At 73.8% G+C, this 19440-nt stretch carries 19 protein-coding genes; 7 read left to right on the top strand and 12 right to left on the bottom strand.

The features are described 5' to 3' along the window. Window positions 1-42: 42 nt before the first annotated feature. From NT8_RS19190 to NT8_RS19150, 10 genes are all read right to left on the bottom strand, one after another. Window positions 43-294, bottom strand: a complete 252-nt coding sequence (locus tag NT8_RS19190) for a hypothetical protein (protein ID WP_067971391.1) — start codon at window positions 292-294, stop codon at window positions 43-45. Continuing rightward, window positions 291-416 (bottom strand): zinc finger protein, encoded by a 126-nt coding sequence (locus tag NT8_RS31320; RefSeq protein WP_281203495.1) that lies wholly within the window; start codon window positions 414-416, stop codon window positions 291-293. Before NT8_RS31320 ends, NT8_RS19190 begins: the two co-directional genes overlap by 4 nt. 111 nt (window positions 417-527) lie before the next feature. Next, window positions 528-932, bottom strand: coding sequence for a metal-sulfur cluster assembly factor (locus tag NT8_RS19185; protein ID WP_067971385.1), 405 nt, complete (start codon window positions 930-932; stop codon window positions 528-530). Further along, entirely contained in the window at window positions 929-1405 is a 477-nt protein-coding gene (gene sufU, locus NT8_RS19180; RefSeq protein WP_067971383.1) for a Fe-S cluster assembly sulfur transfer protein SufU, read from the bottom strand. Before sufU ends, NT8_RS19185 begins: the two co-directional genes overlap by 4 nt. Before the next feature lie 11 nt (window positions 1406-1416). Beyond that, the gene (locus NT8_RS19175) at window positions 1417-2706 is read right to left on the bottom strand and encodes a cysteine desulfurase (RefSeq protein WP_067971381.1); all 1290 of its coding nucleotides are present in this window, start codon (window positions 2704-2706) and stop codon (window positions 1417-1419) included. Then, a complete protein-coding gene (sufC, locus tag NT8_RS19170; protein WP_067971380.1) occupies window positions 2703-3470 on the bottom strand; it encodes a Fe-S cluster assembly ATPase SufC in 768 nt (255 codons plus the stop codon). The genes NT8_RS19175 and sufC overlap by 4 nt, the downstream gene beginning before the upstream one ends. Before the next feature lie 11 nt (window positions 3471-3481). Then, window positions 3482-3820 carry a non-heme iron oxygenase ferredoxin subunit gene (locus NT8_RS19165; RefSeq protein WP_067971372.1) on the bottom strand — a complete coding sequence of 113 codons (339 nt, stop codon included), beginning with the start codon at window positions 3818-3820 and terminating at the stop codon, window positions 3482-3484. Further along, window positions 3817-4983, bottom strand: coding sequence for a Fe-S cluster assembly protein SufD (gene sufD, locus NT8_RS19160; protein WP_067971369.1), 1167 nt, complete (start codon window positions 4981-4983; stop codon window positions 3817-3819). Before sufD ends, NT8_RS19165 begins: the two co-directional genes overlap by 4 nt. Window position 4984: 1 nt before the next feature. Next, window positions 4985-6397, bottom strand: a complete 1413-nt coding sequence (gene sufB, locus NT8_RS19155; protein WP_067971366.1) for a Fe-S cluster assembly protein SufB — start codon at window positions 6395-6397, stop codon at window positions 4985-4987. A gap of 56 nt (window positions 6398-6453) precedes the next feature. Continuing rightward, entirely contained in the window at window positions 6454-7221 is a 768-nt protein-coding gene (locus NT8_RS19150) for a helix-turn-helix transcriptional regulator (protein WP_067971364.1), read from the bottom strand. 289 nt (window positions 7222-7510) lie between these two features. On the opposite strand from NT8_RS19150, the gene NT8_RS19145 reads away from it, so the two are divergent. From NT8_RS19145 to NT8_RS19135, 3 genes are read left to right on the top strand one after another with little or no spacing between them, the layout of a single operon-like run. Beyond that, entirely contained in the window at window positions 7511-8461 is a 951-nt protein-coding gene (locus NT8_RS19145) for an ABC transporter ATP-binding protein (protein ID WP_067971360.1), read from the top strand. Further along, a complete protein-coding gene (locus tag NT8_RS19140) occupies window positions 8458-9249 on the top strand; it encodes an ABC transporter permease (RefSeq protein ID WP_067971358.1) in 792 nt (263 codons plus the stop codon). The genes NT8_RS19145 and NT8_RS19140 overlap by 4 nt, the downstream gene beginning before the upstream one ends. 50 nt (window positions 9250-9299) lie before the next feature. Next, window positions 9300-9665: a hypothetical protein gene (locus NT8_RS19135; protein WP_067971354.1), complete on the top strand. Its 366-nt coding sequence runs from the start codon at window positions 9300-9302 to the stop codon at window positions 9663-9665. A 25-nt stretch (window positions 9666-9690) separates the two neighbouring features. On the opposite strand, the gene NT8_RS19130 is transcribed toward NT8_RS19135, so the two are convergent. After that, on the bottom strand, window positions 9691-10914 hold the full coding sequence (locus tag NT8_RS19130) for an arginine deiminase (protein ID WP_067971347.1): 1224 nt from the start codon (window positions 10912-10914) through the stop codon (window positions 9691-9693). A gap of 107 nt (window positions 10915-11021) precedes the next feature. Between NT8_RS19130 and NT8_RS19125 the strand changes: the two genes are divergently transcribed. The 4 genes from NT8_RS19125 (at window position 11022) to NT8_RS19110 (ending at window position 18059) form a co-directional block, all read left to right on the top strand. Further along, a complete protein-coding gene (locus tag NT8_RS19125; RefSeq protein ID WP_084469088.1) occupies window positions 11022-12026 on the top strand; it encodes an EamA family transporter in 1005 nt (334 codons plus the stop codon). 111 nt (window positions 12027-12137) lie between these two features. Then, window positions 12138-15314 carry an amidohydrolase family protein gene (locus NT8_RS19120; RefSeq protein ID WP_084469087.1) on the top strand — a complete coding sequence of 1059 codons (3177 nt, stop codon included), beginning with the start codon at window positions 12138-12140 and terminating at the stop codon, window positions 15312-15314. Between the two features lie 343 nt (window positions 15315-15657). Further along, complete coding sequence (locus NT8_RS19115; protein WP_067971345.1) at window positions 15658-16836, top strand: S8 family peptidase; 1179 nt, start codon at window positions 15658-15660, stop codon at window positions 16834-16836. 137 nt (window positions 16837-16973) lie between these two features. After that, the gene (locus NT8_RS19110) at window positions 16974-18059 is read left to right on the top strand and encodes a COX15/CtaA family protein (protein WP_067971344.1); all 1086 of its coding nucleotides are present in this window, start codon (window positions 16974-16976) and stop codon (window positions 18057-18059) included. Here NT8_RS19110 and NT8_RS19105 read toward each other — a convergent pair. Next, window positions 17989-19335, bottom strand: a complete 1347-nt coding sequence (locus NT8_RS19105; protein WP_067971343.1) for a PrsW family intramembrane metalloprotease — start codon at window positions 19333-19335, stop codon at window positions 17989-17991. The two genes, NT8_RS19110 and NT8_RS19105, sit on opposite strands and share 71 nt — an antisense overlap. Between the last annotated feature and the right edge of the window lie 105 nt (window positions 19336-19440).

The raw sequence follows: 19440 nt of genomic DNA, 5'->3' as shown, positions 1-19440 counted from the left end.
CGCGCGCGGGGCGCCTCCGGTGGAGGCGCCCCGCGCGCCGGCTCAGCGTCCGGTGCCGGTGAACGCGTCGCCCACCAGGTCCTCCAGCGGGTGGGAGGTGCCGGTGAGCCGCCGGTGCTCGGCGCACGCCCCGGCGAGGAACGCCCGCACCTGGGTGGCGAGCAGCCGCAGCCGCACGTTGTCGGGGGTGATGACCTCGACGTGGGTGCGGGCGAACACGCTGCCGCGCTGGATCATGCCGATGTTCTCCATCGAGGTGACCATCGCGAGTTCGATGTCGTCCAGTCCGCTCACGCCAGGCTCCCGCAGACGCGGCACTTGGTGCGGAAGTCCTCGTTGTGGTAGCCGCACCGGGAGCACTCCCAGCTGGAGGCCGCGGGGGCGGGCGCGCTCTCGGGCGCGGGGCGCTGCGTCATGCGGGCCATCCTAGTTTCCGCCGGACCCCGCCCGGGCCGGAACGGGGCGCCCGCGCACACGGGAAGGGGCCGGGGGCGTGCGCCCCCGGCCCCTTCCGCCCGCTCGCGCGGTCAGACGTTGAAGCCGAGCATCCGGAGCTGGTCGCGGCCGTCGTCGGTGATCTTGTCGGGACCCCACGGCGGCATCCAGACCCAGTTGATCTTGACCTCGCGCTCGAACTCGTCCAGCGCGCTGGCGGCCTGGTCCTCGATGACGTCGGTCAGCGGGCACGCCGCGCTGGTCAGGGTCATGTCGAGGGTGATGATGTCGGCGTCGACGTTCACCCCGTAGAGCAGGCCGAGGTCCACGACGTTGACGCCCAGCTCGGGGTCGATGACGTCCTTGAGTGCCTCGTTGATCTCCTCGACGAGTGCCTGGTCGACCGCCGGCTCCGCGGCGGGCGCCGCGGTGTCGGTGGCCGCGCCCGCGGCCTCGGCGGGCTCCGCCGGGCCGGCGGTGGTCGGGTCGTCGCTCATGAGGCGCCCTCCTTCTTCTCCAGGGACTGCGCGGTGGCGTCCTTCCACGCCATCCAGGCGAGCAGGGCGCACTTGATACGGGCAGGGTATTTCGAGACCCCGGCGAAGGCCACCGCGTCCTCCAGCACGTCCTCGTCGGGCTCACCCTGGCCCTTGGAGTGCATGAGTTCGGTGAACGCGTCGAGGGTGCGCATGCCCTCGTCCACGGTCCGGCCGATCAGCAGGTCGGTCAGCACCGAGGCGCTGGCCTGGCTGATGGAGCAGCCCATGCTGTCGTAGGACACGTCGCGCACGATCGCCGACCCGTCGAGGCCGCCCCCGGCGGGTTCGACGGCCACCCGCAGGGTGACCTCGTCGCCGCACGTGGGGTTGATGTGGTGGGCCTCGCCGGTGTGCGGGTCGCGCAACCCCTTGTTGTGGGGGTTGCGGTAGTGGTCCAGGATGATCTCCTGGTACATGTCGTCCATTCGCATCGCGGTCCCCCTCAGACCGACGGGGCGGTGCCGAAGAACCGCTGCGCCGCCTGGACGCCCTCGACCAGCGCGTCCACGTCGGCGACCGTGTTGTAGACGTAGAACGAGGCGCGCGTGGTGGCCGCCACCTTGTAGCACCGGTGCAGCGGCCAGGCGCAGTGGTGGCCCACCCGCACCTCGACGCCGCGGTCGTCCAGGATCTGCCCCACGTCGTGGGCGTGGACGCCCTCGACCACGAACGAGATGGCCGCCCCCCGCGCCTCGGCGTCGAGCGGGCCGACGATCCGCACCCCCGGCAGCGCGCCGACGTGCTTGAGCGCGTACTCGGTGATGGCGTGCTCGTGGGCGAGCACGTTCTCCATGCCGAGGGCGCTCAGGTAGTCGCACGCCGCCGCCAGGCCGACGGCCTGGGGCGCCATGGGCACCCCGGCCTCGAACCGCTGCGGCGGGTCGGCCCAGGTGGTGCGGTCCATGTAGACCTCGCCGATCATGGAGCCGCCGGTGATGAACGGCGGCATGCCGGCGAGCAGTTCGGGCCGCCCCCACAGGACGCCGATCCCGTTGGGGCCGAGCATCTTGTGCCCGGAGAACACCAGGAAGTCGGCGTCGAGGTCACCCACGTCGACCGGCATGTGCGGGACCGACTGGGCGCCGTCGAGCAGCACCAGGGCGCCGAATCCATGGGCCCGGCGGGCGATCTCGCGGACCGGGTTGACCGTGCCCAGCACGTTGGACTGGTGCGCGATCGCGACGATCTTCGTGCGCTCGTTGACCAGGTCGTCCAGGTCGGAGAGGTCGAGCCGCCCGTTGTCGGCGACGCGGAACCACCGCAGGGTGGCGCCGGTGCGCCGGCACAGCTCCTGCCAGGGCACCAGGTTGGCGTGGTGCTCCATCTCCGAGACGACGACCTCGTCGCCCGGGCCCACCCGGAACCGGGCGTACTCGGCGCCGCTGGTGGCGGCGTTGCTCATGGCGTAGGCGACGAGGTTGACGGCCTCGGTGGCGTTCTTGGTGAACACGACCTCGTCGGCGCGGGCGCCGATGAAGGCCGCGATGGTCGCCCGGGCGGACTCGTAGGCGTCCGTGGCCTCCTCCGCGAGCTGGTGCGCTCCGCGGTGCACGGCCGCGTTGTGGCGTTCGTAGAACCCCCGTTCGGCGTCGAGGACCTGGCGGGGCTTCTGCGAGGTCGCCCCGGAGTCGAGGTACACCAGCGGACGCCCGTCGCGGACGGTCCGGGCCAGGATGGGGAAGTCGGCCCGGATCGCCTCGACGTCGAGCGGCCCCAGCTCGCGGGTGGTCACTGTGCCGCGCCCGCCTTCACGAAGCGCTCGTAGCCCTCGGCCTCAAGGGCGTCGGCGAGCTCCGGGCCGCCGGACTCGGCGATCCGGCCGTGCGCGAAGACGTGCACGAAGTCGGGCTTCACGTAGTTGAGGATGCGGGTGTAGTGGGTGATCAGCATGACGCCGACCTCGCCGGTGGCCCGCGACCGGTTGATGCCCTCGGAGACGACCTTGAGCGCGTCGACGTCGAGGCCGGAGTCGGTCTCGTCCAGGATGGCCATCTTCGGCTTGAGGAGTTCGAGCTGGAGGATCTCGTGGCGCTTCTTCTCGCCGCCGGAGAAGCCCTCGTTGACGCCGCGGGCGGCGAAGGAGGAGTCGATGGAGAGGTTCCCCATGGACTGCTGGAGCTCCTTGGAGAACGCCCGCAGCTTGGGAGCCTCGCCGCGCACCGCGGTGACCGAGCTGCGCAGGAAGTTGGACATCGACACGCCGGGGACCTCGACCGGGTACTGCATGGCGAGGAACAGGCCGGCGCGGGCGCGCTCGTCCACGCTCATGTCGAGGACGTTCTCGCCGTCGAGCAGGACCTCGCCCGCGGTGATCTCGTACTTGGGGTGGCCGGCGATGGCGTAGGCGAGGGTGGACTTGCCGGAGCCGTTGGGGCCCATGATGGCGTGGGTCTCGCCCGAGTTGATGGTGAGGTCGACGCCCTTGAGGATCTCCTGGCGCTCCTCGGCGCCGATGAGGACATCGGCGTGGACCCCGCGGATTTCGAACTTCGTCATGTGTTTCAGCCTCAAGAATTCTTGTCCAGCGAGACGAGCACGTCGTCGCCGTCGATCTTCACTGGGTACGTGGCCACCGGCCGGGTCGCCGGAGGGTTGATCGGTTTGCCCGACGCGAGGTCGAAGCACGAGCCGTGCAGCCAGCACTCGATGGTGCCGTCCTCGACGTCGCCCTCGGACAGCGCGACCTCGGCGTGGGAGCAGACGTCGCTGATCGCGTAGACCTGGCCCTCGCTGCGGACGACCGCGATCGGGGTGTCGTCGACCTCCAGGCCGAGCGCCCCCTCGTCGGGGACGTCGGCCAGCGCGCACACGCGCCGGAACGCCGCCGCGCCGGTGCCGGTGCTCATACGGCCGCCTGCTCGCGCAGCTTCTCCTCGACCTCGTCCATGATGCGCTCGCGGAGCTCGGGGATCTCGATGCGGTTGATGAGATCCGCGAAGAAGCCCCGGATGACCAGGCGGCGGGCCTCGTCGGCGGGGATGCCGCGCGACATGAGGTAGAAGAGGTGGATGTCGTCGAGCCGGCCGCTGGCGCTGGCGTGGCCGGCGCCCTCGACCTCACCCGTGAAGATCTCCAGGTTGGGGACGGAGTCGACCCGGGTGTTGTCGGTGAGCACGAGGTTGCGGTTGTACTCGTAGGAGTCCGTGCCCTGGGTGCCCTCGCCGATGATGACGTCGCCGATCCACACCGCGTGGGCGTCGTCGCCGCTCAGCGCGCCCTTGTACTCGACGCGGCTGCGGGTGTTCGACACGTTGTGGTCGATGAGGGACCGGTGCTCGTGGTGCTGTCCGGCGCCGGTGAAGTACAGGCCGTGCAGCTCGGCGTCGCCGCCGGGGCCGGTGTAGCCGACCTTCGGGGAGAGCCGGACGAGGTCGCCGCCGAGGGTGACCACGTAGCTGCGGAACCGGGCGTCGCGGCCGACCTTGGTGTACTGGTGCGACACGTGCACGGCGTCGCGGTCCCAGTCCTGGAGGCTGACCAGGTCGAGCCGGGCGCCGTCCTCGACGATGAACTCGGCGTTGTCGGCGTAGACGGCGCTGCCGGAGTACTCCAGGACGACCGTGGCGGCGGAGTGGCGCTCGGCGCGCACCAGGACGTGGCCGTAGGCGTCGCCCTGCGCGGTGCCGGCGATCCGGATGTGGATCGGCTCGGCGGCCTCGGTCTCCTTGGGCACGGTGACGACCACGGCCTCGGCGAAGTCGCGGAAGGCCAGCGCGCTGACGCGGTCGGTGGGCAGGAACGCGGTGCCCAGGCGGGGGTCGCCGTTGGCCACGGTCTCGACGGTGACCCCGGCGGGGGCGTCGGTCGTGACGGTGACGGCGCCGTCGGCGATCTCGCGGCCGTCGTGCAGGCCGCGCAGCCGGCGCAGCGGGGTGAACCGCCACTCCTCCTCGCGCCCGTTGGGCACGGGGAAGTCGGCCACGTCGAACGACCCGTGGACGTCCAGCTTGGAGATCGGGAGCTCCCCGCCGTGGGAGTGCTCCTTGATTCCGAGATTGGGGCTGGTCACCTTAACCAACCGCTCCTTCCATCTGCAGCTCGATCAGCCGGTTGAGTTCCAGCGCGTACTCCATGGGCAGCTCCCGCGCGATGGGCTCGACGAACCCGCGCACGATCATCGCCATGGCCTCGTCCTCGTCCAGGCCGCGGCTCATCAGGTAGAAGAGCTGGTCCTCGCTGACCTTGGAGACGGTGGCCTCGTGGCCCATCTCGACGTCGTCCTCGCGGACGTCGACGTAGGGGTAGGTGTCGGACCGGCTGATCGTGTCGATGAGCAGCGCGTCGCACTTCACCGTGGACTTGGAGTGGTCGGCGCCCTCCTGGACCTGCACCAGGCCCCGGTAGGAGGCGCGGCCGCCGCCGCGGGCCACCGACTTGGAGATGATGGTGGAGGACGTGTTGGGGGCGCAGTGCACCATCTTGGACCCGGTGTCCTGGTGCTGGCCCTCGCCCGCGAAGGCGATCGACAGGGTCTCGCCCTTGGCGTGCTCGCCCATGAGGTACACCGCGGGGTACTTCATGGTGACCTGGGAGCCGATGTTGCCGTCGACCCACTCCATGGTGGCGCCCTCGTAGGCGACGGCGCGCTTGGTGACCAGGTTGAAGACGTTGTTCGACCAGTTCTGGATGGTCGTGTAGCGGCAGCGCGCGTTCTTCTTGACGATGATCTCGACGACCGCGGAGTGCAGCGAGTCGGACTTGTAGATGGGCGCGGTGCAGCCCTCGACGTAGTGGACGTAGGCGCCCTCGTCGACGATGATCAGGGTCCGCTCGAACTGGCCCATGTTCTCGGTGTTGATGCGGAAGTACGCCTGGAGCGGGATCTCGACGTGCACGTTCTTGGGCACGTAGATGAACGACCCGCCGCTCCACACCGCGGTGTTCAGCGCGGCGAACTTGTTGTCGCCGGGCGGGATGACCGACCCGAAGTACTCCTGGAACAGCTCGGGGTGCTCCTTGAGGGCGGTGTCGGTGTCGAGGAAGATGACGCCCTGCTCCTCCAGGTCCTCGCGGATCTGGTGGTAGACGACCTCGGACTCGTACTGCGCGGCGACCCCCGCCACGAGGCGCTGCTTCTCGGCCTCGGGGATGCCCAGCTTGTCGTACGTGTTCTTGATGTCCTCGGGCAGCTCCTCCCAGGAGGTGGCCTGCTGCTCGGTGGACCGCACGAAGTACTTGATGTTGTCGAAGTCGATGCCGGAGAGGTCGGCACCCCACGCCGGCATGGGCTTCTTCCCGAAGAGCTTGAGCGACTTCAGCCGGAGCGCGGTCATCCACTCCGGTTCGCTCTTCTTCGCGGAGATGTCGCGGACGACCTCCTCGTTGATGCCGCGGCGCGCGGACGCGCCGGCCTCGTCGGAGTCGGCCCAGCCGTACTCGTAGGTTCCGAGCCCTTCGAGCTCGGGGTGCGCGATAGACGTCATTACGCGGATCATCCTCCTGGACTACAGACGTCCTTCTTTGGCGGCCCGCCCGCGGGTCAACGGGGTTCGGGCGGGCCCTGGTTCTCTTCGGCGCGCGCCCCGGCGGGCGCGATGCCGCGCGGGGTGACGTGCGTGGTGCACACGCCGTCGCCGTGGGCGATGGTGGCCAGCCGGCGCACGGGCGTACCCAGCAGCCGGGAGAACACCTCGACCTCGGCCTCGCAGAGTTCGGGGAACTCGGTCGCCACGTGGGCCACGGGGCAGTGGTGCTGGCAGAGCTGGTCGCCGCCCCCGGGAGCGGGGGCGTCGCCGGCCGAGGCCGCGTATCCGTCGTTGGACAGCGCCTCGGCGAGGAGCCGCACCCGGTGCTGGGGCGGCACCGCGGCGAGCAGCGGGCGGTAGCGGCGTTCGAGGTCGGCGACCTGGCGGCGGGCGAACTCGCTGACGGCCTCCGGGCCGGCCTTCTCGGCCAGGAAGCGCAGGGCACTGGAGGCGAGGTCGTCGTAGCCGTGGTGGAACGCGTCGCGGCCGGCCTCGGTGATGGCGAAGACGCGCGCCGGGCGGCCGCGGCCGCGGCGCACGTGGGGTCGCGCGTCGCGGGCCTCGACCATGCCCTCGGCCACGAGGTTGTCGAGGTGGCGGCGGATGGCCGCCGGGGTCAGCCCGAGGCGCTCACCGAGGGTGGACGCCGTGACCGGGCCGTGCTCCAGGATGAGCCGCGCCACGCGGGCGCGGGTGCCGGGTTCGGCACCGGAGCCGCCCGCGGGCACACGCGGGGCACCGCCCTGCTGGGCGCCTCCGTCTGCTCGCTGGGGTCCGCTCACGTTTTTCACAACATCATTGTGTCGTAAATAAGTCCCGGCGGGCAAATGGTGACGCATGCCATAGATCACCAAGGCAAGCCTTGCCTCACTTGGGGGTTCGCGTCCGCGCCGGCGCCGCCGACGCGCACGCCGCACCGCCCGCCGTCCACTCAGTGGGACTTCGATCCCGCCATGCGGACACCGACCCCGGCCACCGGGGCCGCCGCCCGGCGCGCCCGCGCCTCGGGCGGCACCGCCCCGCAGCGGGGCGGTGCGCGCCCCGCACGGGCCCACCCTAGACTGGGCTGCCATGGAGACAGCCGCCGTCGAGGTCACCGACTTGGTCAAACGCTACGGCGACACCACCGCCGTGGCCGGCCTGTCGTTCACCGCGCGCCGCGGCGCCGTGACCGCGCTCCTCGGCCCCAACGGGGCGGGCAAGACCACCACCATCGAGGTGTGCGAGGGGTTCCGCCGCGCCGACGCCGGCCGGGTCCGGGTCCTCGGGCTCGACCCCGCGACCCACGGCGCCCGGCTGCGCCCCCGGGTCGGGGTCATGCCGCAGTCGGGCGGGGTGCCCACCGGCGCGCGGGCGGGCGAGTGGCTGCGCCTGGTGGCCGCCTTCCACGCTCGACCCGTCCCGCCGGAGGACCTGCTGGAGCGGCTCGGCCTGACCTCCGCCGCCGGCACCCCGTTCCGCCGGCTCTCCGGCGGCCAGCAGCAGCGGCTCTCCCTGGCCGCGGCGGTGGTGGGCCGCCCCGAACTCGTCTTCCTCGACGAGCCCACGGCCGGCCTCGACCCCCAGGCGCGCCGCGCCACCTGGGACCTCGTCGGCGAACTCCGGGCCTGCGGTGTCGGGGTGGTACTCACCACGCACTACATGGAGGAGGCCGAGCGGCTGGCCGACCGGGTGGTCATCATCGACCACGGCCGGGTGGTCGCCGACGGCAGCACCGACGAGCTGACCGACGCCCGCCAGGAGCTGCGCTTCGACGCCGCCGCCGGTCTCGACACCGGGTCCCTGCTGGCGGCGCTGCCCGCGGGCAGCCGGGTCGAGTCCGCGCCGGGCGCCACGGCGGCCGACCCGCACCGCTACGCCGTCCTCACCGACGCCCCCGGCGGCCCCGGACCGGAGTTCGTGGCCACGGTCACCACCTGGTGCGCCGCCAACGGGGTCCTGCCCGAAGGGCTGCGCGTGCAGCGCCGCTCCCTCGAAGACGTCTTCCTCGAACTCACCGGCCGGGAACTCCGCGAGTCATGACCGATCGCCAGCCCTCCGCGGGCACGTTCACCCCCGCCCCCGGGGCCGCCCCCCTGCACCGCATGGTCGCCGCCCAGGCCGCCATGGAGCTGCGGCTGATGCTGCGCAACGGCGAGCAGCTGCTGCTGACCATGGTCATCCCGGTGCTGCTGCTCACCGGGTTCAGCCTCACCTCGGTGATCGACGTCGGCACCGGCGCGCGCGTCGACTTCCTGGCGCCGGGCGTCCTGGCGCTGGCCGTGCTGTCGACCGCGTTCACCGGGCAGGCCATCGGCACCGGGTTCGAGCGCCGCTACGGGGTGCTCAAGCGCCTCGGCGCCACCCCGCTGTCGCGGTTCGGCCTGATCGCCGCGAAGACCGCCGCGGTGCTCTGCGTGGAGCTGCTCCAGGTCGCCGTGCTGTGCGCGGTGGCGTTCGGGTTGGGCTGGCGCCCCGCGGGCGGGGCGGTGGGCGCGCTCTACGCGGCGCTGCTGCTCCTGCTGGCGACCGCCGCGTTCAGCTCGCTCGGCCTGCTCATGGCCGGGACCCTGCGCGCCGAGGCCACGCTGGCCGGCGCCAACCTCGTCTACGTCGTGCTGCTGGGGCTGGGCGGGGTGCTGTTCCCCGTCGACCGGTTCCCCGCCGCGCTGGTGCCGGTGCTGGAGGCGCTGCCCATCACGGCCCTCACCGGCGGGCTGCGCGCGGTGCTGGTCGACGGCACCGCGCCCGGCCTGCTCCCGGTGGCCGTGCTCGCGCTGTGGGCCGCCGCCGGGACCGCGCTGGCCGCCCGCCTCTTCCGCTGGGAGTGACCCGGGCCGCGTCCGGCGGCGGCCCGGCGCCCGGCCGCTAGGGTCGGGGCGTGGAGATCATCGGAGTGCCGTTGGTGGCGGTGGTCCGGACCCTCGGGCCGCCCGCGGTGGTGGCCGTGGTCGGGGCCGTCCTGGTGGCGCGGCGGCGGCCGCCGCGCGGCGGGCTGCTCGCCGCCGGGCTGGGCGTGTACGTGGTGGCCGCGGCGCTACCGCTGCTGTGGCTGGCCGTGCAGCGGGCGACCGGCCTGGCGCGCGGCAGCGAGGCGGGGCTGGTGATGATCCTGCTCCAGCCGGCCGTCGAGGCCGGCGCGTGGCTGCTCGCGCTGGCCGCCCTGGTGCCCCGGCGCGCGCCGGCCGCGCCCCGGGGCGGGGCCCCGGCGGACGGCGCGGCCGGCCTGCGCGGCCGGTCCGGCTAGCCGGCGCCCGCGCGCGGGGCCCGGGTCAGGCGGGGTCGCGCTCCAGGGGGCAGGTCATGCAGTGCGGGCCGCCCCGGCCGCGCCCCAGCTCGCTGCCCGCGATCGGGATGACCTCGACGCCGTTCTGCCGCAGGTAGGCGTTGGAGGTCACGTTGCGCTCGTAGGCCACCACGACACCCGGCTCCACGGCGAAGACGTTGCAGCCGTCGTCCCACTGCTCGCGCTCCGAGGAGAACACGTCCTGGGTGGGGGTGAGGACGCGGATGTCGTCGCACCCGGCGGCCGCCGCGATCGCGCGGTGCATGTCCTCGGGCGGGTGGTCGGTGACCTTCAGCTCCTTCTCGTTGTCGCCGGGTTCGATGGTGTACGACGGCAGCATGCCCAGCCCGGCGTACTTGGTGAACACGCCGTGGTCGACGTTGGTCATGACCGTGTCGAGGTGCATGACGGCCCGGGACTTCGGCATCCACAGCCCGAGGATGCGCTCGGCGCCGCCGCGGGCGAACAGCTCGTGCGCCAGCAGCTCCACCGCCTGCGGGCGGGTGCGCTCGCTCAGCCCGATGAGCACCGACCCGTTGCCGATGGCCATGACGTCGCCGCCCTCGATGGTGGCGGGCGCCCACGCCCGCCCCGGGTTCCACACCTCGAACTCGGCGCCGGCGAACATCGGGTGCCACCGGTACACCGCCTCGTAGTGGATGGTCTCGCGGCGCCGCGCCTTCTTGCGCATGGGGTTGATCGACACCCCGTTGCCCAGCCAGCAGGAGGTGTCGCGGGTGAACAGGTGGTTGGGCAGCGGGCCCAGGACGAAGTCGTCGTGGTCGAGCGTGTGGAACCAGACCGAGCGCGGCTCCTCGATGCGCTCCAGGAGTTCGCGCTTGGTGATGCCGCCGACGAGGAACCGGCGCAGCTCCTCGGTGCCCATGGCCTCGAACGCCGAGCGGATGGCGTCGACGGCCATCGGGCCGTAGAAGCGCTCGTCCAGGACGTTGTCGAGGACGAACGCCTTGGCCTCGGGGGTGTCGAGGACGGTCTGCAGCAGCTCGTGGAAGAGGTGCACGCGCACGCCCCGCTCGCGCAGCCGGGCGGCGAACGCGTCGTGCTCCTCCCGGGCGCGCTGCACCCACAGCACGTCGTCGAAGAGCAGGTCGTCGTTGTTGGACGGGGTGAGCCGGGACAGCTCCAGGCCCGGCCGGTGCACGATGACCTGGCGCAGCCGGCCGACCTCGGACGTGACGGAGAAGCCCATGGCCCCCTCGGTTCGCTCGGGAACGGACGAAGGGGTCATTCCCCGCGCGGCGGCGGTTACGCCGCCGGACCCCCGCCGGTGGAGTGGGGATCATAGGATGGCTTCCCGTGAGTGCTCTCGCGGCGGCGAACGCATCCGGTCCGGCCCGCTTCCGCCCGCTCAACGCGGCGGCAGTGCTCCGCGCGGCGGGCGACACCATCCCGCCCACGTGGCTGGTGCTCGTGGGCATCGTCTCGGTGCAGCTGGGCGCGGGGATCGCCAAGGACCTGTTCCACGTGCTGCCGCCGGCCGCGGTGGTCTGGCTGCGGCTGCTCACCTCCGCGGTCGTCTTCCTGGTGCTGGCCCGCCCGGCGGTGCGCGGGCGCACCCGCGCCGACTGGCTCGTGGCGATCGCCTTCGGCGTCTGCCTGGCCACCATGAACTACGCCATCTACCAGTCCTTCGCGCGCATCCCGCTGGGCATCGCCGTCACCATCGAGTTCCTGGGCCCGCTCGCCGTGGCCGTCGCCGGGTCGCGCCGCAGGGTCGACCTGGTCTGGGTGGTCCTCGCCGGAGCGGGCGTGGCGCTGCTCGGCCGCGGTGACGGCGGGATCAGCCTGGCCGGGGTGGCGTTCGCGCTGCTGGCCGCGGCGGCGTGGGCCGGCTACATCCTGCTCAGCGCCGCCACCGGCCGCAGGTTCGCGGGCACCTCCGGGCTGGCGGTCGCCAGCGTCGTGGGCACGGTGATGATCGCCCCCATGGGCATCGCCGAGGGCGGGGCCGCCCTGCTCGACCCGCACCTGCTGCTGATCGGCGTCGCCGTCGGCCTGCTGTCGTCGGTGGTCCCCTACACCCTGGAGATGCAGGCGCTGCGCCGCATGCCGCCCCGGGTGTTCGGCATCCTGATGAGCCTGGAGCCCGCCGCGGCGGCGCTGATCGGGCTCGCCGTCCTCGGCGAGGTGCTGACGCCGTGGCAGTGGCTGGCCATCGGGTGCGTCGTGGCGGCCAGCGTCGGCGCCACCCGCCGCCCCCGCGCGGCGGCCGCGGCGGCCGACCCGGCCCCCGACCCCGGCCCCGGCGCAGGTCCGGGCGTGGACGCCCCGGACGGCGCCCCGGGCGACCGGCCGGGGTGACGGGCGGGACACGCGCGCGCCATTGGGGCGGCGGGGCCCCTTGATCACGGAGCGCCCATGGGTGAGGGTGCTCGGGTAACGGTTCCCCCCGGCGACCCCCGTGGAGCACGCATGAGCCGACCCACTCCCCCCGCCGACCCGTCCCCTTCCCCCACCGAGCCCGGCCCGGCCCGGCGCGAGGTGCTCACCGCCACCGGCCGCACCGCGCTGGCCGGCGGCGCCCTCTGGCTGATCGACGCCCCCGCCGCCGCGGCGGCGCCCCTGCCCGCCGAACCCGCCGGCGGCCCCCGGATCACCGTCACCGAGGGCACCGACATCTCCGCGACGGCCTCCCCCGACGGCGCCTGGATCGCCTTCGACCTCTACACCGCCATCTGGCTGGTCCCCGCGAAGGGCGGCCGGGCCCGGCGGCTCACCGGCGACCTGCAGGACGCCACCCGTCCGCACTTCTCCCCCGACTCCTCCCGGCTGGTCTTCCAGTCCTACCGCGAGGGCACCTACCACCTGTACACGCTGGACCTGCCCGACGGCGAGCCCCGGCGGATCACCGAGGGCCCGCACGACCACCGCGAACCCCGGTTCTCCCCCGACGGCGCGACCATCGCGCTGACCAGCGACCGCGGCGGCGACTACGCCGTATGGCTCTACGACACCGCCACCGGCGACCTCACCGAGCTGCCCGGCACCGGCCCCGCCGCCGCCATGCCCAGCTGGTCGCCCGACGGCACCGAGGTCGTGCACACCCGCGGCGGCACGTCCGTGCACGCCACCGCGCCGGGCGGCGGCGACCGCGAACTGCTCGCCGCCGAGGCCGACACCACCGTCTTCTCCCCGGTGCTGGCCGACGACGGCACGACGCTGGCCTACGTGCGCGCGCACGCCGACACCGTCGACCTGGTGGTCGGCGGCGAGGCCGCCACCGACGGCGAGGACGTGTTCCCCGGCGCCCTCACCTGGCTCGCGCCGGACCGCCTGCTCTACACCGCCGACGGGCGGGTGCGGGTGCACCGCCCCGGCCGCTCCCCCGCCGACGTCCCGTTCCGGGCCGCCGTGGACTACCGCCGCCCCGCCCCGCGCGGACCGCGCCGCGACCCCGGCGACACCGGCCCGCACCCGGTGCGCGGCGTCGCCGGACCGGTGCTCTCGCCCGACGGCACCCAGGTCGCCTTCGGCGCGCTGGGGGCGCTGTGGGTGATGCCCCTCGGGGGCGAGCCGCGCGCGGTGGTGGAGGACGGGTCCTTCGCCGCCGACCCCGACTGGCACCCCGACGGCGGCTCCCTGGTCTACTCCTGCGACCGCGGCGGTTCGCCCGCGCTGTGGCGGCACCACCTCGCCGACGGCACCGACGAGCGCCTGACCCGGCTGGCCGGCGCCCAGACCGCCCCCCGCTGGGCGCCGGACGGCCGGCGGATCGCCTACCAGGACCAGGACGGCGCCACCTGGGTGCTCGACCTCGGCGACGGGTCGGCCCGGAAGGTCCTGGCGGCGCTGTTCCAGCCCGGTCGGCCGACGTGGTCGCCCGACGGCCGGGTGCTCGCGCTGGCGGCGGTGCGGCCGCGCTCGCCGCGCTTCCGCGAGGGCACCAGCCAGATCCTCACCCTGGACCTGGACTCCGGCACCGTCCACTACGCCGAGCCGGCGCCGTACCGCTCGCTGTCCACGCGCGGCGACGACGGCCCGGTGTGGGCGCCCGACGGCTCCCGGCTCGCGTTCACCATGGACGGGGTGCTGTGGACGGTGCCGGTGGCCGGCGACGGGTCCCTCACCGGCGAGCCCGAGCGCGTCACCACCGAGGCCGCCGACGCCCCGAGCTGGAGCGGCGACTCCGCCACCCTGCTCTACCTCAGCGGCGGGCGGCTGCGCCGGGTGCCGGCGGCGGGCGGCCGCCCCGCGACCGTGGACGTCCCGCTCACCTGGACCCGCGCCCGGCCCGAGGGGCGGACCGTGCTCCAGGTGGGGGCGCTGTGGGACGGCCGGAGCCGCCGCCTCCGCCGCGACGTGGACATCGTGGTCGAGGGCGACCGCGTCACCGCCGTCGAGAAGCGCGCCGACCGGTCGGGCGAGGACGGCACCGAGGTGGTCGACGCCACCGGCCTGACCGCGATGCCCGGCCTGATCGACGCGCACGTCCACTGGCACCTGCGCGGCCGGCACTGGGGGTCGCGGCAGGGGCCGCTCTGGCTGGCCTACGGGATCACGTCGGTGCGCTCCCCCGGCGACCCCGCCTACCGGATGCTGGAGACCCGCGAGGCGCTCGACGCCGGACGCGCCCTCGGCCCCCGCTACTTCGGCACCGGCGAGGCGATCGACGGCGGCCGGGTCTACTACAACTTCATGCGGCCCACCCGCGACGAGGCGCAACTGGAGCTGGAGGTGGGCCGGGCCGCCGCCCTCGACTACGACCTGGTGAAGACCTACGTGCGGCTGCCCGTGGAGCTGCAGCGCAACGCCATCGCGCAGGCGCACGCCGAGGACCTGCCGCTGACGTCGCACTACCTGTACCCGGCGGTCGGCCTGGGCATGGACGGCATGGAGCACACCGGGGCGACCAACCGGCTGGGCTACTCCCACACCGTCAGCCGGCTGGGGCGCTCCTACGGCGACGCCACCGGCCTGTTCGCCGCCTCGGGGCTGCCGCTCACCCCCACCCTGTTCACCTCCCGCGCCCTCTACGCCGACGACACGTCGCTGGCCGACGACGAGCGCACCCGGACGCTGTTCCCCGAATGGGAGTACCGCGCCCTGCGGGACAAGGTCGCGGCCGCCCGCGCCGGCGGACCCGACGCCCGGCTCGGCGCCGAGGCGCTGAAGGGCCAGGTCGCCATGCTCCTGGCCGTGCACCGGGGCGGCGGGACGCTGATCGGCGGCACCGACGCGCCGCTGGACGACACCGCCATCAGCCTGCACCAGAACATGCGGGCGATGGTGAAGTACGGGTTCACCCCGCGCGAGGCGCTGACGGTGACCACCCGGACCGCCGCCCGGTGGCTCGGGCTGGGCGACCTGCTGGGCACCGTGGAGCCGGGCCGGCTCGCCGACATCGCCCTGGTCGAGGGCGACCCGCTCGCCGACATCGACGCCGCCGCGGCGGTGCGGATGGTGGTCGCGGGCGGCCGGGTGCACACCGCGGCCGACCTGCTGGATGCGGTGGGCGGCGGACCCGGCACGCGGCGCGGCGACGGCGGCGCGGCGGTGGAGCGGGTGCGCGACCCCCTCGCGGGGGCCGCCGACGGCGACGGGTACTGGTGGCACGGCGAGTCGGAGCGGGGGTCGCCGCACCGCTGCTGACCGGAACCCGCCGCCGGCGGCGCAGGTGCCGGTCGGGGCGGTGCGGCTGTGCCGTCGCCCCCCCGACCGGGACACCCGATTCGCTTTCACCCTTGGTGATCCACCGGGTTCCGGCCTGGCCGCATGCGGCCAGGCCGGGCCGGTCGACCGCGCGCGTGGCCGCAGTTCCCGTGTACACGCCGACACGCGCCGACCGACCGGCAACAAGCACACAACGTGACGAACCTTCACAATGAGCTGATCAGTGATCTACGGTCGTGCGTGCCCGGCGAGCACACACGCACCGCGGGTACCGGAGTCCCCACCCCGGGACACCGGGACATCTTCCAGTTCAGGAGGACACGTGGATCGACCCTCTCCGACTCGGACGGGCCTCCGGGCCACCGCGGCGGGGCTTCTCGCCCTTCCGCTGGCCGCCCTCGGCGCGGGCACCGCCGGGGCCGACGACCTCGCCCCCCTGGCCGACGCCGGCTCCTCCGCCGTCGAGGGCCAGTACATCGTGGTGCTCGACCAGACCGCCGCGGCGGGCACCATGTCCGCCGCGGACTTCGGCATCGCCGCCGAGTCCGTGCTGCACGACTACGACAGCGCCCTGCGCGGGTTCGCCGCGAAGCTCACCGACGACCAGCTCACCGACGTCCGCGGCCGCTCCGGCGTGGCGTTCGTCGAGGAGGTCGCCACCGTCGAGGCGTCCGCCACCCAGGAGAACCCCACGTGGGGCCTGGACCGCATCGACCAGCCGGCGCTCCCGCTGGACGACACCTACGCCACCGACGCCACCGGCGCCGGGGTGTCGGCCTACGTCATCGACACCGGAATCGAGCCCGACCACCCCGACTTCGAGGGCCGGGCCCAGATCGCCTACGACGCCACCGGCGGCGACGGCGTCGACGGCAACGGCCACGGCACCCACGTCGCCGGCACCATCGGCTCGGCCACCTGGGGCGTCGCCAAGGAGGCCGACCTGTTCGGCGTCCGAGTGCTCGACGACAGCGGCAGCGGCACCACCGCCGACGTGGTCGCCGGGGTCGACTGGGTCACCGGCAACGCCGCCGAGAACTCCGTCGCCAACCTGTCGCTGGGCGGCGGCGCCTCGCAGGCCCTCGACGACGCGGTCACGGCCCTGGCCGAGTCCGGGGTGTTCGTGGCGGTCGCGGCGGGCAACGAGTCCCAGGACGCCGGCAACACCTCGCCCGCCCGCGCCGAGGGCGTCATGGCGGTCGCGGCCTCCGGCGACGACGACTCCTCCGCGTCGTTCACCAACTTCGGTCCGGCGGTCGACATCTACGCGCCGGGTGTCGGCGTCACCTCCACCTGGATCGGCGGCACCGAGGAGACCATCGACGGCACGTCCATGGCCTCGCCGCACGTCGCGGGCGCCGCGGCGCTGTACAAGGCGGACAACGCCGGCGCCGACCAGCGGCAGGTGCAGTCGTGGCTCACCGACAACGCCACGGCCGACACGATCGCGGGCGCGCCCGCCGACACGGTCAACCTGCTCCTCAACGTGTCCGGCCTGTGAGTTCCCCGCTCCCTCACAGGACGGCTCCGCGCTGACGGCCCCGGCGGCCGGGCGACCCCCGGCCGCCGGGGCCGTTGCGCGCCCGCGGGGACCCACCCCGGATCGGGTCCCGCGGCGGCTCTACTACAGTGTGTCGTATGCGTGGTCTCCCAGGTCCGGCCGTGATGACGGCGGCGGACGACATCGAAATCCTCTCGCTTCCGCTGTGGGTCTGGCAGGTCGCCTTCGCCGTCGTCGGCGTCGCCGTCCTGGTGGTCCTCGCCCGCACGGCGTGGCACCCGACCGCGCGCTCGCTGCGCTGGTGGGCCCTGGGCAACATCGTCGTCAACAGCGGGATCGCCGTCACCGGCGCGACCGTGCGCGTCACCTCGTCGGGCCTGGGCTGCTCGGAGTGGCCCAAGTGCACCGAGGACAGCTTCGTCCCGGTCGACACCGGGCACACCGCCATGCAGGCCGCCATCGAGTTCGGCAACCGGACGCTGACCTTCCTGGTCCTGGCGGTCGGGGTCATCGTGTTCGTCGCCGTGCTGCGGCTGCGGCCGCGCCGCCGCGACCTGCTGCCGATGGCGACCGTCATCCCGCTGGGCGTCCTCGGCCAGGGCGTCGTCGGCGGCATCACCGTGTGGAGCGACCTGCACCCGGCGTCGGTCGCGGCCCACTTCCTGCTGTCGATGGTCGTCGTGGTGGTCACCGTGGCGTTCTACGTGCGCTGCCAGGAGCCGCCCGGCGAACTCCGGCCGACCGTGGGCCGCGCCCCCCGCCTCATCGCCGCCGCCCTGGTCCCGCTGGGCTTCGTGCTGCTGGTGGCGGGGACCGTGGTCACCGGCACCGGCCCGCACGGCGGCGACGCCGCCGCCCCCCGCTACGGGTTCGACATCACCGTCGTCACCCGCATCCACTCGGTGCTGGCCTGGGCGGTCCTGGTCGGCGCGATCGCCATGGTGGCGCTGACCCTGCGCGGGCGCGCGCCCTCGGGGGTGCGCACGCCCGCGCTGCTGCTGCTGGCCGTGGTGCTGGGGCAGGGGGTCGTCGGCTACACCCAGTACCTGCTGGGCCTGCCCGAGGGCCTGGTGGTCCTGCACGTGCTGGGCTCGGCGCTGGTGTGGGTGGCGATCCTGCGCGTGTACTTCGGCACCGCCGAGCGGGTGGCGGTCAGCGGGCCGGCGGCGGCGCCGGCGGGCCCGGCGGACGCCCCGGACCGTACCCCGGCCGCCCGCCCGTAGCCGGGCGGGCCCCGCCGCCGGCCGCGCGCTGGGCCTGCGCCCGCGCGATGACGTCGGAGAAGTCGGCCCGCTTCATGAACCCCGAGTCGGTGGGGGTGGTGGCCCACCCCGGGGTGACCGGCCGCCGCACCCGGCCCAGGAACGCGTCGCGGGCGGCGTGCATGAGCGCGAGGAACGCGTCGCGGCGGCCCTCCCAGTGCGGGCGGGCCACGCCGCGGTCGAGTCGCTGGTGCAGCAGCGCCAGCTCGGTCGCCGCGAGCTGGTAGTCCTTCATGGCCGCGCGCCCGCGCGCCCCGGCGTTGCGCTGCGCCCAGTTGCGCGCGCCGCGCCGCCCGGCCATGGAGCTGAGCATCCGGATGTCGGCCGGGGTGACCAGCCCGGTGGGGATGTAGGGCGGCAGGTAGTAGGAGATCGCGGCGACCTGGCGGCGGCGGTCCTGCACGGCGATGACGACGATCGACAGCAGGACGAAGAACAGCAGCGTGTAGGCGACGCCGAACCCCACCCAGCCGAACACGGTCGACCCGTTCCACAGCCCGTGCAGCAGCACCGCGGCGAACCACCCGGCCACCGGGGCCAGCAGCCGCGCCCCGCCCCGGTTCACGGCCGCGTAGGCCACCCCGATACCGATCATCGCGGTGTAGATGGGGTGTCCGAACGGCGCCACCAGCCCGCGCAGCACGAACGTGAACGCCAGCCCGAAGAACCCGGATTCGAAGTAGGCGCTGAGGAAGTAGAGGATGTTCTCGGTGAAGGCGAACCCGGTGGCCACCATCGCCCCGTAGATGACGCCGTCGGTGTAGGAGTCGATCTCGTAGCGGCGCCGGAACAGCAGGATGAGCAGCACGAGCCCCTTGGCGCTCTCCTCGACCAGCGGGGCGCCGACGGCCGTGGTGATGAACGCGCCGGCGTCGGGGCCGAACATCGGCACCGCCCACAGCTCCATGCCCGCGGTGTTGAGGACGAACGACACCACCACCGCCACGCCCGCGCCCCACAGGAACGCGAAGGTGAGCACCGACCCGGGTTCGGGTTCGAGCCGGTCGAGCAGCAGGATGAGCGGCACCAGGATCGCCACCGGGATGACCGCGGCGGCCAGGCTGATCAGGAAGCCCACGACGCCGGCGACGCCGCCGGTGGCCAGCCCCGACCAGAGCAGGTAGCCGATCATCGCCAGCATGCAGAGCACGCTGACGAAGATGCCGACGGTGAGGCCGAGGGAGCGCCGCCCGGGTTGGCGGCCCTCCAGGATCGCTTTCGCGTCAAGTGCGGGCATGGCCCCCGATCGTAACGTGTCGGGGGGCCGCGAGGAATCTCACCCCGCCTGTGAGCAGGGCGTTCGCGCCGTGGCCGACACCGGCGGCGGGTCGGCGCCCGGCCC

The sequence above is a fragment of the Nocardiopsis trehalosi NBRC 14201 genome, assembly GCF_001552555.1.
Classification (GTDB): domain Bacteria; phylum Actinomycetota; class Actinomycetes; order Streptosporangiales; family Streptosporangiaceae; genus Nocardiopsis_B; species Nocardiopsis_B trehalosi.
Note: the sequence above shows the minus strand (reverse complement) of the source record. Positions and strands in the feature narration are given on the sequence as shown.

Excerpts from the sequence above, each read along its gene's own strand:
- NT8_RS31320 (WP_281203495.1), bottom strand. The coding sequence starts at position 416 with ATGACGCAGCGCCCCGCGCCCGAGAGCGCGCCCGCCCCCGCGGCCTCC.
- NT8_RS19185 (WP_067971385.1), bottom strand. The coding sequence starts at position 932 with ATGAGCGACGACCCGACCACCGCCGGCCCGGCGGAGCCCGCCGAGGCC.
- sufU (WP_067971383.1), bottom strand. The coding sequence starts at position 1,405 with ATGCGAATGGACGACATGTACCAGGAGATCATCCTGGACCACTACCGC.
- sufC (WP_067971380.1), bottom strand. The coding sequence starts at position 3,470 with ATGACGAAGTTCGAAATCCGCGGGGTCCACGCCGATGTCCTCATCGGC.
- NT8_RS19165 (WP_067971372.1), bottom strand. The coding sequence starts at position 3,820 with ATGAGCACCGGCACCGGCGCGGCGGCGTTCCGGCGCGTGTGCGCGCTG.
- sufB (WP_067971366.1), bottom strand. The coding sequence starts at position 6,397 with ATGACGTCTATCGCGCACCCCGAGCTCGAAGGGCTCGGAACCTACGAG.
- NT8_RS19145 (WP_067971360.1), top strand. The coding sequence starts at position 7,511 with ATGGAGACAGCCGCCGTCGAGGTCACCGACTTGGTCAAACGCTACGGC.
- NT8_RS19140 (WP_067971358.1), top strand. The coding sequence starts at position 8,458 with ATGACCGATCGCCAGCCCTCCGCGGGCACGTTCACCCCCGCCCCCGGG.
- NT8_RS19130 (WP_067971347.1), bottom strand. The coding sequence starts at position 10,914 with ATGGGCTTCTCCGTCACGTCCGAGGTCGGCCGGCTGCGCCAGGTCATC.
- NT8_RS19120 (WP_084469087.1), top strand. The coding sequence starts at position 12,138 with ATGAGCCGACCCACTCCCCCCGCCGACCCGTCCCCTTCCCCCACCGAG.
- NT8_RS19110 (WP_067971344.1), top strand. The coding sequence starts at position 16,974 with ATGCGTGGTCTCCCAGGTCCGGCCGTGATGACGGCGGCGGACGACATC.
- NT8_RS19105 (WP_067971343.1), bottom strand. The coding sequence starts at position 19,335 with ATGCCCGCACTTGACGCGAAAGCGATCCTGGAGGGCCGCCAACCCGGG.